15 protein-coding genes are annotated in these 16760 nt (G+C 60.3%); 4 read left to right on the forward strand and 11 right to left on the reverse strand.

All coding sequences use genetic code 11. From position 1 onward, the window contains the following. Nucleotides 1-162: 162 nt before the first annotated feature. Complete coding sequence (locus BK665_RS12670) at nt 163-1170, forward strand: DUF481 domain-containing protein (protein ID WP_123405912.1); 1008 nt, start codon at nt 163-165, stop codon at nt 1168-1170. 119 nt (nt 1171-1289) lie between these two features. Here BK665_RS12670 and BK665_RS12675 read toward each other — a convergent pair whose 3' ends face one another. Beyond that, the gene (locus BK665_RS12675) at nt 1290-1499 is read right to left on the reverse strand and encodes a cold-shock protein (protein ID WP_002554837.1); all 210 of its coding nucleotides are present in this window, start codon (nt 1497-1499) and stop codon (nt 1290-1292) included. Nucleotides 1500-1853: 354 nt separating this feature from the next. Here BK665_RS12675 and dcd point away from each other — a divergent pair, with 354 nt between their 5' ends. Next, nucleotides 1854-2420 (forward strand): dCTP deaminase, encoded by a 567-nt coding sequence (gene dcd / locus BK665_RS12680; protein WP_054047011.1) that lies wholly within the window; start codon nt 1854-1856, stop codon nt 2418-2420. Between the two features lie 106 nt (nt 2421-2526). After that, the gene (locus tag BK665_RS12685; protein WP_123405914.1) at nt 2527-2736 is read left to right on the forward strand and encodes a hypothetical protein; all 210 of its coding nucleotides are present in this window, start codon (nt 2527-2529) and stop codon (nt 2734-2736) included. A gap of 126 nt (nt 2737-2862) precedes the next feature. On the opposite strand, the gene pdeM is transcribed toward BK665_RS12685, so the two are convergent. After that, nucleotides 2863-3519, reverse strand: a complete 657-nt coding sequence (gene pdeM, locus BK665_RS12690) for a ligase-associated DNA damage response endonuclease PdeM (protein WP_123405916.1) — start codon at nt 3517-3519, stop codon at nt 2863-2865. Next, on the reverse strand, nt 3519-6005 hold the full coding sequence (locus BK665_RS12695; protein WP_123405919.1) for a ligase-associated DNA damage response DEXH box helicase: 2487 nt from the start codon (nt 6003-6005) through the stop codon (nt 3519-3521). The genes pdeM and BK665_RS12695 overlap by 1 nt, the downstream gene beginning before the upstream one ends. A gap of 134 nt (nt 6006-6139) precedes the next feature. On the opposite strand from BK665_RS12695, the gene BK665_RS12700 reads away from it, so the two are divergent. Next, nucleotides 6140-6649, forward strand: a complete 510-nt coding sequence (locus BK665_RS12700; protein ID WP_148053217.1) for a hypothetical protein — start codon at nt 6140-6142, stop codon at nt 6647-6649. Nucleotides 6650-6719: 70 nt separating this feature from the next. Here the strand turns inward: BK665_RS12700 and BK665_RS12705 are convergent, their stop codons facing one another. From BK665_RS12705 to BK665_RS12745, 8 genes are all read right to left on the reverse strand, one after another. Continuing rightward, the gene (locus tag BK665_RS12705) at nt 6720-7484 is read right to left on the reverse strand and encodes an ABC transporter ATP-binding protein (protein WP_123405923.1); all 765 of its coding nucleotides are present in this window, start codon (nt 7482-7484) and stop codon (nt 6720-6722) included. A 13-nt stretch (nt 7485-7497) separates the two neighbouring features. Beyond that, nucleotides 7498-8616: a succinylglutamate desuccinylase/aspartoacylase family protein gene (locus BK665_RS12710; protein WP_123405925.1), complete on the reverse strand. Its 1119-nt coding sequence runs from the start codon at nt 8614-8616 to the stop codon at nt 7498-7500. Between the two features lie 13 nt (nt 8617-8629). After that, nucleotides 8630-9340, reverse strand: a complete 711-nt coding sequence (locus tag BK665_RS12715; RefSeq protein WP_123405927.1) for an ABC transporter permease — start codon at nt 9338-9340, stop codon at nt 8630-8632. Continuing rightward, complete coding sequence (locus BK665_RS12720; protein ID WP_123405929.1) at nt 9337-10065, reverse strand: ABC transporter permease; 729 nt, start codon at nt 10063-10065, stop codon at nt 9337-9339. Before BK665_RS12720 ends, BK665_RS12715 begins: the two co-directional genes overlap by 4 nt. Nucleotides 10066-10121: 56 nt before the next feature. Next, complete coding sequence (locus BK665_RS12725; RefSeq protein ID WP_123405931.1) at nt 10122-10904, reverse strand: transporter substrate-binding domain-containing protein; 783 nt, start codon at nt 10902-10904, stop codon at nt 10122-10124. 313 nt (nt 10905-11217) lie between these two features. Beyond that, entirely contained in the window at nt 11218-12906 is a 1689-nt protein-coding gene (locus BK665_RS12730; RefSeq protein WP_123405934.1) for an ATP-dependent DNA ligase, read from the reverse strand. Then, entirely contained in the window at nt 12903-13937 is a 1035-nt protein-coding gene (locus BK665_RS12735; protein ID WP_123405936.1) for a ligase-associated DNA damage response exonuclease, read from the reverse strand. Before BK665_RS12735 ends, BK665_RS12730 begins: the two co-directional genes overlap by 4 nt. A gap of 196 nt (nt 13938-14133) precedes the next feature. Continuing rightward, a complete protein-coding gene (locus BK665_RS12745) occupies nt 14134-16584 on the reverse strand; it encodes a penicillin acylase family protein (RefSeq protein ID WP_123405938.1) in 2451 nt (816 codons plus the stop codon). Nucleotides 16585-16760: the final 176 nt, after the last annotated feature.

The following is a 16760-nucleotide window of genomic DNA, read 5'->3' on the forward strand; positions in this document are numbered from 1 at the left end:
CCGCAGTTCCTGTAGGAATGGGTTTTGCTGCCTGTAGGTTAAGTCCTGAAGTAACAATTGAGAAAGGAACTCAATAGAAATAGTCGGGTCAGTCCTTGCTAGCGCCTTATTCCTTGGGATAATGCCGACTTTTTTTCGCAAACCAGAGCCTTCGATTTGCTTATGTTCCCCAGAACCTTGCTGTGCCTCGCTGTTTTCAGTGCTTCCACACCTTTGCTCGCCGATACCGTCTGGTTGAAAAACGGTGACAAATTGAGCGGCAAGATCACCGTGTTCGATGGCGGCAAGCTGCTGATCCAGACCGAATACGCCGGTGCGGTCCCGATTGACTGGAAACAGGTCAAGACCCTGGAGAGCGATCAGGAATTGCTGGTCAAGCAGGATGCCTATAACGGCGAGAAGGCCAAGTCGTTGAAGGCCGCAGAAGATGGCAAGGTCACCCTGGCCAATGGCGAGGCGCCGAAAACCGTCGAGCTGGCGAGTATCCAGCAGATTCTCAAGCCCAAGCCGGTCGTCGAAGACCTGGTATGGAAGGGTAATGTCGACATGGCGCTGGATTACCAGCGCGCCGAGCGCGATACCGATGATTACGATGTCGGCTTCAAGACCACGGCCCGTCATGGTCGCTGGCGCCATACCGCAGAAGGTGAGTACAACCGCGAGTTCCAGGATGACGTGGTTACCACCGACAACTGGCGGGCCGAGTATTCCCTTGACCGATTCCTCACCGAACACTGGTACTGGGATGGTCGCGTGAACTACAAGCGCGACAAGGTCGAAGACCTGTCCCGTCAGCGCGTTGTCGGTACGGGTCCGGGGTATCAGTTCTGGGATAACGAGCTAGGCGCGTTCTCCCTCGGCTCTCTGATCAACCGTACGGATTACGAGTACCGGGATGGTGGCAAGGACAACTTCTATTCCGTGGCCATGAAGTGGGACTACAACCGTTATCTGATTGGAAAGAAGGTTGAGTTCTTCACTAACGGCGAGGTGGGCAAGCCGTTGTCCGGCGTGGCCGATTACTCGCTCGATGCGGAAATGGGCCTGCGTTACAAGGTCACCGACTGGGCGTCGCTCAACCTTAAAGCCGAACGGGACGTCATCAGCGGCACCAACGATGCTGATTTGAACAAGACGCGCTATACCGCAGGGTTTGGCGTGGCTTGGTAATACGCTGGACGAAAAAGATCGCAGCCAAGGCTGCGATCTTTTTTTGTGCGGGCAAAAACAAGCGCCCACAAAAAAGCCCCGCTTTTAAGGGCGGGGCTTTTTACTAAAGCAAGTACAAGTTAGATAACTTGAACTTCTTCAGCTTGCATGCCTTTCTGACCGCGGGTAGCGATGAAAGAAACCTGTTGGCCTTCTTTCAGGCTTTTGAAGCCGTCGGATTGGATAGCTTTGAAGTGAACGAACAGATCGTCACCGGATTGTGGAGTGATGAAGCCGAAGCCTTTTTCATCGTTGAACCACTTAACAGTACCAGTTTGGCGATTAGACATGGTGTAACTCCTTGAACAAAGATAACTGCGACGCAGGAAGAACCCTGGCCGAGACTGAGTGCAAAGAGCAGGAAAAATTCTTGTAGATGGTTGGATCGAAATTCAACATATCGTGTAGAGATTCTCAGTGACACAAGCAGCACAGTGGCGCCACCTTAACCCTTTTTCCGTAACGTGCCAATGCTTCCTGCGAAGGTTTCTCTATTTTCGTGACTGACGGTGCATCTTATTGGCGCCAAGGCCCGGCAATCAGGGGGGATCGGCGAGAATTAATACCTGCGCTTTGAACCCTGGGCGTGCGCCTAGTAAGATGCCGGACAGAATTTTTCCACCTCGCTATTCAGGACACCCGCCATGAGCATCAAATCGGACAAGTGGATTCGCCGCATGGCGCAAGAGCACGGCATGATCGAACCGTTCGTCGAGCGCCAGATGCGCGGCGAAGGTGCCGAGCGGCTGATTTCCTACGGTGTGTCGAGCTACGGCTACGACGTGCGTTGCGCCGGTGAATTCAAGGTGTTCACCAACATCAACTCGGCGATCGTCGACCCGAAGAACTTTGATGAAAAGAGCTTCGTCGACGTAACCAGCGATGTCTGCATCATCCCGCCGAACTCCTTCGCCCTGGCCCGCACCGTGGAATTCTTCCGCATTCCACGCAACGTGCTGACCATTTGCCTGGGTAAAAGCACCTACGCCCGCTGCGGCATTATCGTCAACGTGACGCCGCTCGAGCCGGAGTGGGAAGGCCACGTCACATTGGAGTTCTCCAACACCACGACCCTGCCGGCGAAAATCTACGCCAATGAAGGCGTCGCACAGATGTTGTTCTTCGAATCCGACGAAGAGTGCGAAGTCTCCTACAAGGACCGTGGCGGCAAGTATCAGGGCCAGCGCGGCGTCACCTTGCCACGCACCTGATCCGTCCATCTGACAGTTCCCGGGAATTCTTGAGCGGGTAGACACTCTATTGGGTGTACTGCCCGGTTCGCGCACAGCGGACGGGGCCATCGCTCAGGAGTGCTCTATGAAGATCGATCCCCGAATAAGTGCCGAACTGGCAAGGCTTGAGCCCAATCAGATTGGCGTTTTGGCCTGGTCCTTATTGGCACATCCGCCAATCAACATGGCAGGGGGCATCCCCGGCCAGCCCGATCCCGATACCCCCAACGAACAACCCACCGAGCCCGGTGAGCCCACCCTGCCGGATGAGCCGCCTCCCGCTCCGGTTGCCTGACACCTGCTCTCGCGCCGTATCAACGTGTAGGAGCAAAGCTTGCTCGCGAAGGCGTCGTATCAGCCAACATCATCGTTGGATGGACAGCCGCCTTCGCGAGGAAGCTTTGCTCCTACAGGGTGAACGTCAGTTCACTGGCCATATTTCGTGGTCGCCGATGACGAAGATCCGACAACTCTCGTCCATATCGACCTGATACCCGCCGGTAAACGCGCCGAACGCGGGCAATAAACTGATTTCCATCCCCAGCCTGAAACACGCCAGGCGCAAGCTTTGACGGCCTCTGCCGTTCAGCCGATAGACCGGATGCACATGCCCCGCCAGAACATGACGGCTCGCGTGCGGAGCCGGTTCATGCTGCAGGGCAAACGGTCCCAGCAGTAAAGGCTCGGGCACCACGCGGATGTTCAGCGAGGCCGGCGGATCCCCCGCCCGTTTGTCATGATTGCCCCGAATCAGTGTCATCGGCAGATCGCGATGGCGTTCTCGCCAGGCTGCCAGCGCCATCAAGGTGTCCACCGCGTGCGAACCGGGTCCGTGGAGAAAGTCGCCGAGGAAAATCAGCTGACGGCAGGGCAGGGCGGCCAGCAACCCGTCCAGTATCGTGATGTTTTGCGCGGTCGTGCCCCGTGGCACGGGCTGGCCGAGGCTGCGATAGGCCGCAGCCTTGCCGAAATGCACATCGGCGATCAGCAGGGCTTGCTGGGCAGGCCAGTAGACCGCTTTCTCGGGTAGCAACCAGAGTTCTTCGCCGGCCAGGCGCACAGGATAAGGCGCGCCCATCAGGCTTTCCCGGTCTGGGCGGTTTTCTCGAGATCGCCGACCATTCGCCGGATGCGATCCGCCAGTTTCTCGGAGCTCATGCTTTCGCGCACCCGCTCCACCAGCAGCGGAAAGCCCAGGGGCGTAGGACGTTTGATCTGATGCAGATCGAATTTAAGACGGTTGATGCGTGCCAAGGTCTGCTCCAGTCGCCGAATATCCAATTCTTCCCGTAGGACTTCTTCCCCGGCCTGGGCCAGCAGCAGGTTGTCGGCGTCGTATTGCTTGAACACTTCAAAGAACAACCCACTCGATGCCTGAACCTGTCGCGTACTTTTCGGCGCGCCGGGGTAGCCGGCAAACACCAGCCCGGCAATCCGTGCGATTTCCCGAAAGCGCCGCAGCGCCAGTTCACCGGCATTCAGGCTCGCGAGCACATCCGCCAGCAGAGCCTCGGCGCTGAACAATTGGGGATTCAGGTGCCGTGACCAATCGACTTCGGTAGCACTCAGCAATTCGAGGCCGTAGTCGTTGACCGCAATCGAAAACGTCACCGCCTGCCGTTGACTGATCCGCCAGGCCAGCAGGCTCGCCAGCCCCAAATGCACCTGGCGTCCGGCGAACGGATAGAGGAACAAGTGCCAGCCCTCGCGGGATTTGAGCGCTTCCGCCAGCAGGGAATCAACGGTCGGCAATCCGGACCAGCGTTGCTGCACCTCCAGCAATGGCCGCACGGCCATCATTTCCGGGCCGACAAACTGACTCGATGCCGCCGCACTGAACCGCGCCACCACCGCTTGGGCCAACTCACTGGACAGCGGCATGCGCCCGCCATTCCAGCGCGGCACCGCGGCTTTTTTCACGTTGCTGCGCCGCACGTACGCGGTCATGTTTTCCACGCGCACCAGTTCCAGCAAACGCCCCGCGAACAGAAACCCGTCACCGGGCTTGAGCCGGGCGATGAACCCTTCCTCGACACTGCCCAATTGCTTGCCGCCACCACCCTTGCTCCAGAATTTCAACTGAATGCTCGCATCGCTGACGATGGTGCCAATGCTCATGCGATGCCGCCGCGCCAGTCGCGCATCGGGGACACGCCACACGCCCTGTTCATCGGGTTCGACCCGGCGATAATCCGGATACGCCGTCAGGGAAAGTCCGCCGTGGCGTACGAAAGCCAGCGCCCAGGCCCAATCCGCCAGCGTAAGGTCCCGATAAGCCCAGGCGCCGCGGACTTCTTCGTACAGCTCATCGGGCAAAAAACCACCGCCCAGCGCCATGCTGACCAGGTGCTGCACGAGCACGTCCAGCGGTTTGTAGGGCGATTCGCGCGGTTCTATTCGACGTTGCGCCACGGCGTCCTGCGCGGCGGCGGCTTCGATCAGCTCCAGGCTGTGGGTCGGCACCAGCGTCACCCGCGAAACGCGCCCCGGCGCATGCCCTGAACGCCCGGCCCGCTGCATCAACCGCGCCACACCTTTGGCCGAGCCGATTTGCAGCACCCGCTCCACCGGCAGGAAATCCACGCCCAGATCCAGGCTGGACGTGCAGACCACGGCTTTGAGTTGGCCGTCCTTGAGGGCGCGCTCGACCCAATCGCGGGTGTCTCGCGACAACGAACTGTGATGCAAGGCGATCAACCCGGCCCAATCCGGGCGCGCTTCAAGTAACGCTTGATACCAGATCTCCGATTGCGCCCGGGTGTTGGTGAACACCAGCGTGCTGGGGCTGGAATCGAGTTCGGCGACCACCTGCGGCAACATTTTCAAGCCGATGTGTCCCGCCCAGGGGAAACGCTCGATGGTCGGAGGCAGCAGCGTATCGACCCGCAGTTCCTTGCCGTTCTGGCCCTGGACGCTGATGCCGCCACCTTGTGGGATCAATACCTGCTCGGCGTGGGACTGGTTACCCAGCGTTGCGGAAACGCCCCAGACGATCAGTTCCGGATGCCAGCGACGCAAACGAGCGAGGGCCAGTTGCAGTTGCACGCCGCGTTTGTTGCCGAGCAATTCGTGCCATTCATCGACCACTACCATGCGCAGGGTCGAGAGCGCCGTTTGTGCATCGGCGCGGGCGAGCAGCAGGGTCAGGCTTTCGGGGGTGGTGATCAGTGTCGTCGGCAGGCGCCGGCTCTGACGGGCGCGTTCGCTGCTGCTGGTGTCGCCGGTCCGCAGGCCGACGCTCCACGGGATCTGCAAATCGGCCAGTGGCGTTTCCAGGGCGCGGGCGGTGTCGGCAGCCAGGGCACGCATGGGGGTTATCCACAGCACTGTCAGCGGTGGCGCGACCGGTTTGCGTTTTCGGGAAGTTTCAACGGGCGCGACAGCCGAGGCAAAGCGATTGAGCGCGCCGAACCACACCGCGTAGGTTTTACCGGCACCGGTGCTGGCATGCAGCAACCCGGACTCACCGCGCTTGATTGCCGCCCACACTTGTTTCTGAAAGGCGAACGGCTTCCAGCCGCGGGCGGCGAACCAGTGTTTTGCGTAGTCGGGGGAGGTTCCCATGCCGGCGGTGTGCGCTCTGAACGTGTTCCTTCAGTGACCGCGGCGGCATGCGAAAGGTTTAATGGCAATACACGGTCCTGTAGGAGCCGGGCCTGCGTGTCAACTGTCAGGGTTGACAGTTGCCCGGCATTTTTATGCGTGTTTTTCTGCGCTTGTCTGACGGCCAGCCGTATCCGCCGTCGGTTGATGTTAATCAATCAAAGGTGGATATCGGTATGACGGACTTTAACGATGTGAACGATACGGTAGCGGTGGACCTGCCGGGTCGCCTGGACGCTACGGCTTCCAGCAAGGATCTCTCACTCGTATTCGATCAAAACGACACGGTGGCCTACCGCGTTGTTGATGATGTGGGACTGCAATTTATCGACTCTCGCCCGGTGGGCCCTGGTGATCCCACAAGGCAGTTTCGGTTGAATATCGGGGTCAGTATCAATGCGACACCCAAGGAATACCTCATCAACGATGCAACGACGGACGCTCTCGTGATGTTCAGGGGCCAAGGCGGAACTAATAAGGTCATTGGTGGCCTGCGCGTAATCAAGAATGACGCTACCGGCTTGGCTGGGGAATTCAACGGGACCTGCACCCTGGGTGACAGTCAATACAAAATAATGTGCCCTGAGTTCAGGGTTGATAAATAGCGCAACTGAGCGTCGGAGTATTGGCGGGTCGGTCCCACGATCCGCCCATACGTCCAGTATCAAAACAGCCCTATTTCAAATTGCCGCTCAGAAACTGCTTCAACCGCTCGCTCTTCGGACTGCCCAACACATCCTCCGGCGCCCCTTCTTCCTCCACCAGGCCCTGGTGCAGAAACAACACCTGACTCGACACCTTACGGGCGAAGCTCATTTCGTGGGTCACCATGATCATGGTCCGGCCTTCTTCGGCCAGGCCCTGAATGACCCGCAGTACTTCACCCACCAGTTCAGGGTCGAGGGCCGAGGTCGGCTCGTCGAACAGCATCACTTCCGGCTCCATCGCCAGCGCGCGGGCAATCGCTACACGCTGTTGCTGACCACCGGAGAGGAACGCCGGGTACTGATCAGCAACACGTGCCGCCAGGCCAACCTTGTCGAGGTAGCGCCGGGCGCGGTCTTCGGCTTCCTGTTTACTGCAACCCAGCACCCGGCGCGGGGCCATGGTGATGTTTTCCAGCACGGTCATGTGGCTCCACAGGTTGAAATGCTGGAACACCATGGCCAGGCGCGTGCGGATGCGCTGCAGTTCATCGGCATCGGCCACGTGCATGCCATGGCGATCCTGGATCATGCGGATGTTCTGGCCGTCCAGGCTCATTGCGCCGTCGTTGGGCTGTTCGAGAAAGTTGATGCAGCGCAGAAAGGTACTTTTGCCCGAGCCACTGGCGCCGATCAGGCTGATGACGTCGCCGGTCTTGGCCTTGAGCGAAACACCTTTGAGCACTTGGTGGTCGCCGTAGCTTTTGTGCAGGCCTTCGATGGTCAATTTATACATGGGGCATGCATCCTCAAGGCGAAAGTAGGTAGCCGCTGCGATAGGCTTCGGTGCCCGCGACGTGGGCGATCACCATGCCGGCAGTGGCCATGCGTCGCAGCGAACGGGCGTACATCAGCCCGGCGGCGGTGCAATGGATAGGGGTGACCTGATCGTTGATCGGGTCGATGACTTCGGCAATCAACTGCCCGGCTTCCAGGTATTGGCCCGGCACTGCGGTGAACACCAGCAACCCGCCCACCGGCGTGGCCACCGGTTCCACCCCGGCCAGCGGAGTGGCCGGGTAGGGCAGTTCGGGCAGAGGCGCGGCTTCGCCAGCGATGGCGCCGAAGTGAATCAGGTAGTCGATCAGCGCCTGGCAATCCTTGCTGGCCAACGGGTGATACACATCGCCCTGGCCGCGCAATTCAACGGTGACCGAGAAACTGCCCAGCGGAATATCGAAATGCTCGCCGAAGCGCTCCTTCAATTGCCACCAGAGCAGGGTGAAGCATTCATCGAACGACTGGCCGCCGGAGTCGGTGGCCAGCAAACTCGCCTCGGCGCCGATATAGCGCGCCAGCGGCTCGACCTGAGGCCAGGCCTCGGGCGTGGTGTAGAGGTGGGCGACCGCTTCGAAATCGCAATGCAGGTCCAGCACCATGTCCGCGTCGCAGGCCAGCCGTTGCAGGGTCAGGCGCTGGGATTGCAGTTGCGTGGCGGCCGTCTGGCGGGCGAGGGCGTGGCGCAGGCTGCGGCGGATCAGCACGAGGTTGTGGTGCGGATCGTCGCCGAGCTGGCCTTCGATCTCGTTGCCCACCTCTTCGCTCAAATCGAGGAACCAACGGTTGAAGTTCTGCCCGCTCTCCAGCTCATAGCGGCCCAGGGGCACGTCCATCAGCACCTGTTCCAGGCCCACCGGGTTGGCGACCGGCACCAGCACGATTTCGCTGCGCAGGCGGCCAGCGGCTTCCAGCTCCGCCAGGCGTTGCTTGAGGTGCCAGGCCACCAGCATGCCGGGCATTTCATCGGCGTGCAGGGACGACTGGATGTAGATCTTGCCCGCGCCATTGGCCGGGCCGAAATGGAAGCTGTGGATTTGTCGTGCGGTCCCCGGCAGCGGGGCCAGCAAGTCATGTTTCTGGTGGCGCATTGTGTGAAAAATCCTAGTGAGTCGGCCCGAGGAAGGCCAGCCATCGGCGTTCGGCAAGGCGGAACAGGCCGACCAGGGCAAAGGTCACGGTCAGGTAGATCAGCGCGGCAATGCCGAACGACTGAAAGGTCAGGAACGTTGCCGAGTTGGCATCCCGCGCAACTTTCAGGATGTCCGGGATGGTCGCGGTGAACGCCACGGTGGTCGAGTGCAGCATCAGGATCACTTCGTTGCTGTAATAAGGCAACGAGCGACGCAGGGCCGACGGCATGATCACGTAGGCATACAGCTTCCAGCCTGTAAGACCATAAGCCTTGGCCGCTTCGACTTCACCGTGGTTCATGCTGCGGATCGCCCCGGCGAAAATCTCCGTGGTGTAGGCGCAGGTGTTCAGGGCGAAGGCGAGGATGGTGCAATTCATCGCATCGCGGAAGAAGGCGTCCAGCACCGGTTGCGCCCGGATGGCGGCCAGGCTGTAGATCCCGGTGTAGCAGATCAGCAACTGGATGTAGAGCGGCGTGCCACGGAACAGGTAGGTGTAAAACTGCACCGGCCAGCGAATGTAGAAGTGCGGCGACACCCGGGCGATGGACAGCGGGATCGACACCAGGAAACCGATGAAAATAGAGGCGCTGAGCAGCCACATGGTCATGGCCAGGCCGGTGATGTGGTAACCGTCGCTATAAAGGAAGGGTTTCCAGTATTCCTGCAAGAGTTCGATCATCGTACGGCCTCCCGGGAGCCGGCGGCGTAGCGGCGTTCAAGCTTGCGCAGGACGAAGTTGGAAGCGCTGGTGATCAGCAGGTAAATCAGCGCTGCCAGGACCAGGAAGTAGAACAGTTGATAGGTGCTTTTACCCGCATCCTGGGCAGCCTTGACCAGGTCGGCCAGGCCGATGATCGACACCAGGGCGGTGGCCTTGAGCATCACCATCCAGTTGTTGCCGATGCCCGGCAGGGCGAAACGCATCATCTGCGGGAACACCACGATCCAGAAGCGCTGGCCGCGTTTGAGGCCGTAAGCGGTGGCGGCTTCGACCTGACCCCGCGGCACGGCAAGGATCGCCCCGCGGAAGGTTTCAGTGAAGTACGCGCCGTAAATGAAGCCCAGGGTGATGACCCCGGCGCTGAATGGGTTGATCTCGATGTATTCCCATCCCATGTATTCGGTGAACGTCGTCAACCAGGTTTGCAGGCTGTAGAAGATCAGCAGCATCAGCACCAGGTCCGGCACGCCGCGAATCAGCGTGGTGTAGAGCTGGGCCGGCAAGCGCAACAATTTGGATTTCGACAGTTTGGCACTGGCGCCCAGCAAGCCGAGTAAAACGGCGACCAAGAGCGACAACGCCGATAATTTGATGGTCATCCAGGTGCCTTCCAACAGCAAAGGACCGAAGCCCTTGAGGCTGAAGGCTGAGAGCCCCAGGCTTTGTAATAGGTTTTCGAACATAAATCAGCAACCTGATCGAGTAAAAAAAGCGCCCATCGCGAGATGGGCGCCGGGCATTATTTGCCGCTGTACAGATTCAGATCGCCAAAGTGTTTCTTCTGAATGGTGGCGTAGGTGCCATCGTCGTGTAACGCTTTGATACCTTTATCCAATAGTGCCTTGAGGTCTTTGTTACCTTTAGAGATACCGATAGCTGTTTTGGCTGGCAGCAGGGGCGCATCAATCGGCTTGCTGACTTCGTAATCGGCACCTTGTGGCGACTTCAAAAAGCCCAGTTCGGCTTGCAGCATGTCCTGGACACCCGCGTCGAGACGACCGGAAGTCAGGTCGGAATACACCTGATCCTGGTTCTGATAGGCCTGGGTTTTCACGCCAGCCTTGTCCAGCACGGCTTTGGCGTAGGCTTCCTGGATGGTGCCTTGCTCGTAGCCGACGGTTTTGCCCTTGAGCGAAGCCACGTCGGTGGTAATGCCAGAACCTTTCTTCGATACGTAAGCGGTTGGGCCGGAGAACAGCTCGCTGGAGAAGTCGATGACTTTTTCGCGGGCTTCGGTGACGGTCATCGAAGAGATCACACCGTCGAATTTATTGGCCTTGAGGCCCGGAATCATGCCGTCGAAATCGCTTTCGACCCATTTGCACTTGACCTTCAGCTCGGCGCAAATCGCATTGCCCAGATCGATGTCGAAGCCCACCAGGCTACCGTCAGCCGCTTTCGACTCGAATGGCGCGTAGGAAGGGTCAACGCCAAAACGCAGTTCTTTGTACTCCTTGGCCAGCGCGGAGCCGGCAGCCATGCACAACGCCAGTGCAGAAAGAGTCAGCAATGCTTTTTTCATTATTCAATCCCTAAGAACCAATATGAGCGCTTGTGGCGCAGAATTATTGTTACTGGAAAGCGTAAGACCTAATGAAAGTAGCAATTTCCGAACCAGAGTCCCGAACAAGCGTTTTAAAAGGTGATTAAAGAAAAGGATGTGACGCATTTGTGCACGAAAATGGGCGATGGGAATTTCTTGCACCAAGATGGTTCAGGTCACCGCAAAAACCTGTGGGAGCGGGCTTGCTCGCGAAAGCGGTGTGTCAGTCAAATTATGATTGCCTGATACACCGCTTTCGCGAGCAAGCCCGCTCCCACAGTTTTGATTGGGTTTAGGTCAGGAGGTCTTGCAGGGTTGCCAGGCTATCGGCCTCTTCCACGGATTTATCCTGGCGCCAGCGCAACATCCGTGGAAACCTCACCGCAATCCCGCTCTTGTGCCGCCGCGACAGGGCGATGCCTTCAAATCCCAGTTCGAACACCAGGCTCGGCTTCACACTGCTCACCGGTCCGAATTTCTCCACGGTGGTTTTGCGTACGATGCCGTCGACCTGGCGCATTTCTTCGTCGGTCAGCCCTGAATACGCCTTGGCGAAGGGCACGAGCGTCCGTTCGCTGGCGTCGGGCGGGCCGTCCCACACCGCGAACGTGTAGTCGCTGAAGAGACTCGCCCGGCGGCCATGACCCCGTTGCGCGTAGATCAACACCGCATCGACGCTGAACGGGTCGACTTTCCACTTCCACCACACGCCCATGTCTTTGGTCCGGCCCACGCCGTACAGCGCCTCCCGGGCCTTGAGCATCATGCCTTCGACGCCGAGTCGGCGGGACGCTTCCCGTTGCCGGGCGAGGTCGAACCAGTCATCTCCGGTCAGCACGGGCGAGGCCAGTAGCACCGGGCTGTTGCAACTGGTAATGACCTGCTCCAATTGGGTGCGCCGTTCGGCCTGAGTGTGGTTGCGCCAGTCCTCGCCTTGCCATTCGAGCAGGTCGTAGGCGAGTAACACCACCGGCACGTCGTCGAGAATTTTCTTGCCCAGGGTTTTACGGCCGATCCGTTGTTGTAGCAGGGCGAAGGGTTGTACCGCCGGGGGCGTTGTTGATTGCGGGTCGAAGGCGTCCTCGGTGACGGGATGGGTGGATTTCCAGACGACGATTTCGCCGTCGATCACCGTACCGTCCGGTAAAGCGTGGGTCAGCGTTTGCAGTTCAGGGAAACGTTCGCTGACCAATTCTTCGCCCCGAGACCAGATCCACAGCCGACCCTCGCGCTTGACTACCTGGGCACGGATGCCGTCCCACTTCCATTCCACCTGCCATTGGCTGGGCGGGCCGAGCAGCGCCTCGAACTGGTCCACCGGTTGTGACAGAGCGTGGGCGAGGAAAAACGGATAAGGCTGACCGCCCCGTTGGGCATGTTCGTCGCTGGAGGGCGGTGCGATGAGTTTGAGGTAGTGGGCCGCCGTCGGGCGGTTGGACAGGTCGGTGTAACCCACCAGGCGCTGGGCCACCCGTTTGCTGTCGAGCCCGGCCATGGCCGCCAGCGCTCGTGTAACCAGTAATTTGGAAACCCCGACGCGAAAACTGCCGGTGATCAATTTGATGCACAGCATCAGGCTCGGGCGATCCAGTTGCGCCCACAGGGCAGGCAGTCGCCGGCTCAGGAACTCCGGGGTTTCACCGCGCAGCGGCAGCAGTTTTTCTTCGATCCACACGGCCAGGCCATCGGTAGAACTGTGGGGCGTTTCGGGTAGCACCAGGGAAATGGTTTCTGCCAGATCCCCTACCGCTTGATAGCTCTCCTCGAACAACCACAACGACAGCCCGGAAACCTCCACTGCCAATTCCCGCAGCGCCCGCACCGGCACCAGTTGTCGGGGCCGGCCTCCGGATAAAAAGTACACCGCCCAAGCGGCGTCTTCAGGCGCGGCCTGGGCGAAGTAAGCCTGCATCGCCGCGAGTTTGGCGTTGCTCGAGGTGGTGGCGTCGAGTTCCGCGTATAGCTCGGCGAAGGCCTTCATGGCTGTACCTCGACGGGCTCCGGGGTGACGGCGGCATGGTCTTCTTCATCGTCGCCGTATTCGGTGCTGAAGCCTTGGGCATCCAGGCCTTTTTCCCGCAGATGCCGCACCAGTACACCGACCGAACCGTGGGTGACCATCACCCGTTCGGCGCCGGTCTGTTCGATGGCCCAGAGCAGGCCGGGCCAGTCTGCGTGGTCTGACAAGACGAAACCGCGATCCACGCCACGCCGCCGCCGAGTGCCGCGCAACCGCATCCAGCCGCTGGCGAAGCCGTCGCTGTAATCGCCGAAGCGGCGCATCCAGGTACTGCCACCGGCCGAGGGCGGGGCGAGGACCAGGGCATGGCGCATGATCGGGTCGCTTTTCTTGACATCGCCGGCGTAAATCGTGGGCGGCAGGTAAACCCCAGATTCGCGATACACCCGGTTCAGCGGTTCCACCGCGCCATGCACCAAAATGGGGCCGATGTGCGCGTCGATGCCGTGGAGAATGCGCTGGGCTTTACCGAAGGAATAACAAAACAGCACGCTGGCTTTCTCGGCCGCGATATTTGCCTGCCACCACTGATTGATCTCGCTAAACACCTGGGCCTGGGGCTGCCAGCGGTAGATCGGCAAGCCGAACGTCGATTCGGTGATGAAGGTGTGACAACGCACCGGCTCGAACGGCGCGCAGGTGCCGTCGGGCTCGATCTTGTAATCCCCCGAGGCGACCCAGACTTCGCCGCCGTATTCCAGGCGCACCTGGGCCGAACCGAGGACGTGGCCGGCGGGGTGAAAACTCAGGGTGACGCCGTGGTGCAGCAAGCGATCGCCGTAAGGCAGGGTTTGCAGGTTGATGTCCTGGCCCAGGCGTGTGCGCAGGATCCCTTCGCCGGGGGCGGCGGCCAGGTAATGCTGGTTACCGGTGCGGGCGTGATCGCCGTGGGCATGGGTAATCACCGCGCGCTCTACCGGACGCCACGGGTCGATATAGAAATCCCCGGCTGGGCAATACAAACCTTCAGGGCGCGCAATAACAAGATCCATGTTGTGACCAAAATGGAGTGATTTGTTAGCTATGAGGTTTGTGCGAGCGCAGAAGTTCTATCGGGTTTTAGCGAGTGATCGTTCCCCATTGTGGGAGCGGGCTTGCTCGCGAAGGCGTCGTGTCAGTCAACATCATCGTTGCCTGACACACCGCTTTCGCGAGCGAGCCCGCTCCCACATGGGGTTGCGGTGAAGCTTATTTACCGGGTGTCAGGGTCAACCGCGCCTTGCCATACGCCTTGTCAAAGTTCTGCGGCTGCATCGGCAGGCTCAGGTATTGGCCCTTGAGCCACGGGTCGATGCTGTCGAGGTAATTCGAGCTGGCCGGGTTGCCGGACTGGCCCGTACCGTTCTGCCCCATCAACGGTTCGGTCTGGCCGAAGTCGACGATGAAGCGCATCGACGGCGCCAGGGTGGTGTTGAAATCCTGGCCCCAGGCAAACGCCGCGGTGTTCAACGTGGTGTGATCGCCGCCGGCGGCCAGCGGACCGCGCACGGTCTGGCCACTGGCATTTTTCCACTCGTAGCGATGCAGTTTGCCCCACTGCCAGGCCTTGTGATCGCCACCCAACTGACTGTCGCCGGCACTGATGGCCGCTGCCAGGCTGCGGGCGAGGATCGCCGGTTTGTCTTCTTTCTGCGGGGTCCTCGCGTCATCCCAGAACGGGCTGTCTTCGCGTCCCAGCAGGTGATCGGCCTGGGCCGCGTAGGACAATTTGCCGTTGGCGACAAAGGCTTTCCACGCCGGGCTGCTTTCCGGGCCGAGTTCGTCGAGGAAAATCTGCTTGGCGCTTTCTTGCAGGAACAGCTCATAAATCGCCGCATCAGCGGAGGTCGGGCTGAGCTTGCCGTCGAACGCCATCAAGCGCGCCAACGCTTCGCGGGCCTTGCTGCGATCGGCTTCAGGCAATGTTTCGATGGCCTGTTTCAGCGGCTGGGCCATTCCCGGCGCGGCAAACATTTTTTTCAGTTTGGCGGCGAAGGTGGTGGTCTGGTCGTACTGCATGGCGATCAGGCTGCGGCTGTCGTGCTTGCCGGCGCCGGCCAGTTCAGCCATGCGCTCGCCACGTTCCGGGGCCGACCAGGAGTTGGACAACTGCATGCCATAACCATGGGGGATGACCCGCTGGTTGGCGGTGCCGAGCCAGCCCTGGGCCGGGTCCTGGTCGTAGGGGTGCAGCATCGGGTCGGCGTAACCGTCCCAATCGTAGCGACCTTCCCAGCCCGGCGACGGCAGCAGGCCTTCGCCTTCGCGACGGTTCGGGTAACGACCGGTGACTTGCCAGCCGATGTTGCTGGCGTCGGCGAAGACCAGGTTGAGGGCGATGGCGCGGATTTCGCGGCTGGCGTCCGAGGCTTTCTCGACGGTTTGCGCCCGGGACAGGTCGAAAAACGCGTCCAGGGTTTTGTCGTCGGTGAAGCTCGGGGTTTGCAGGGCCAGGCCGAAACCGTTGGCCATGCTCAGGCCCTGGGCACTATTGAGCAGCGGCCCGTGACGGGTTTCGTACACTGCTTCGCGCAACGGGCGCTGGCCTTTGGCGAAGTAGGTTTCGTTGCGCACCACCACTGACAACCATTTGCCATTGGCTTCATAGGTCAGGCCGTTGCCCTGGCGTTTGATTTTTTCCAGGAACAGGTCCTGGTTGTCGCCCATGACCGTGGTCATGCTCCACGCCACTTTGCCGTTGAAACCGCCGAGCACCATCGGCAGGCCGGCGATGCTCACGCCCGCCGCCTGATACTTCGGCGCACGGATCTGCACGTAGCTGAACAGCGACGGCACGCCCATCGGCCCGTGGCTATCGCTGGCCAGCAGGCTTTTACCGCTGCGGCTGCGTTGCGGGCCGATGGCCCAGTTGTTCGACGAGGTGGCGCCGAGCAGATTCAGATCCGACAGTTGCCCGGTGGCCTTGGTGATTTCCGACAGGCCCGGGATCGCGCCGTTGAGCTTGATGCCCTGGAGCTTGTCGGCTTCGCCCAACGGCAGTTTTTCGTCGGGAGCGGATGGCGTCAGCCACGGCAATTTGTCGGTGGTGACGGTTTGTGCCAGCACCAGCGAGGAGATTTCTTCCGGCAGGTTGGCCGACTGGCTGAAATTCAACAGGCAGAAAATCAGCGCCGAATCTTCCGGCTTCCAGTATTCAGGCTTGTAGCCAGTGGCCGCGAGATCCGCCGGCAGCTTGTCGCGGTAGCGGAACAGGTAGGCGTTGACGCCCCGGGCATAGACTTCGAAGAAGCGTTTGAGCCGTGGTGAAGAAGCTTTGTACAGCTCGCCGGCGTTTTTCTTCAGGTTGACCGCGCGCATGTAGCGGTCGGCGTCGAGCAGGTCCGGGCCGGACATTTCCGCCAGACGGCCTTCGGCCAACAGGCGCATGGTGACCATTTGCGTGAGGCGGTCGCTGGCGTGGACGTAGCCGAGGGTGAACAGCGCGTCGTGGAAGCTGTTGCTTTCGATCAACGGCATGCCCATGGCATTGCGTCGCACCGACACGTTCTGCGCCAGGCCCTTGAGCGGCTGCACGCCGGAGGCGGGCGGGAGGGTGTCCTGGGTGTTCCAGGTCTGACAACCGGTCAGGCTCAAAACACCGGCCACTGCTGCGGCAACGCCGAACCGGGGAAGAAAATGTGTGAGGGCTGGCGAGGCCATGGCAAAGCTCCTGCGGGGGTAGTAACGCAATAAAGGCGCTACGTTAGTGAGCAGGAGGTGGGCGCGCAAGCGGGGCGCAGGGTTATTTCAGGATTTGTCCGATAAACCGCTAATCCGCAGGCACTGGTGACCCCTGTGGCGAGGGAGCTTGCTCCCGCTCGGCTGCGAAGCAGTCG

The sequence above is a fragment of the Pseudomonas frederiksbergensis genome (genome assembly GCF_003732665.1).
Taxonomy (GTDB): domain Bacteria; phylum Pseudomonadota; class Gammaproteobacteria; order Pseudomonadales; family Pseudomonadaceae; genus Aquipseudomonas; species Aquipseudomonas frederiksbergensis_G.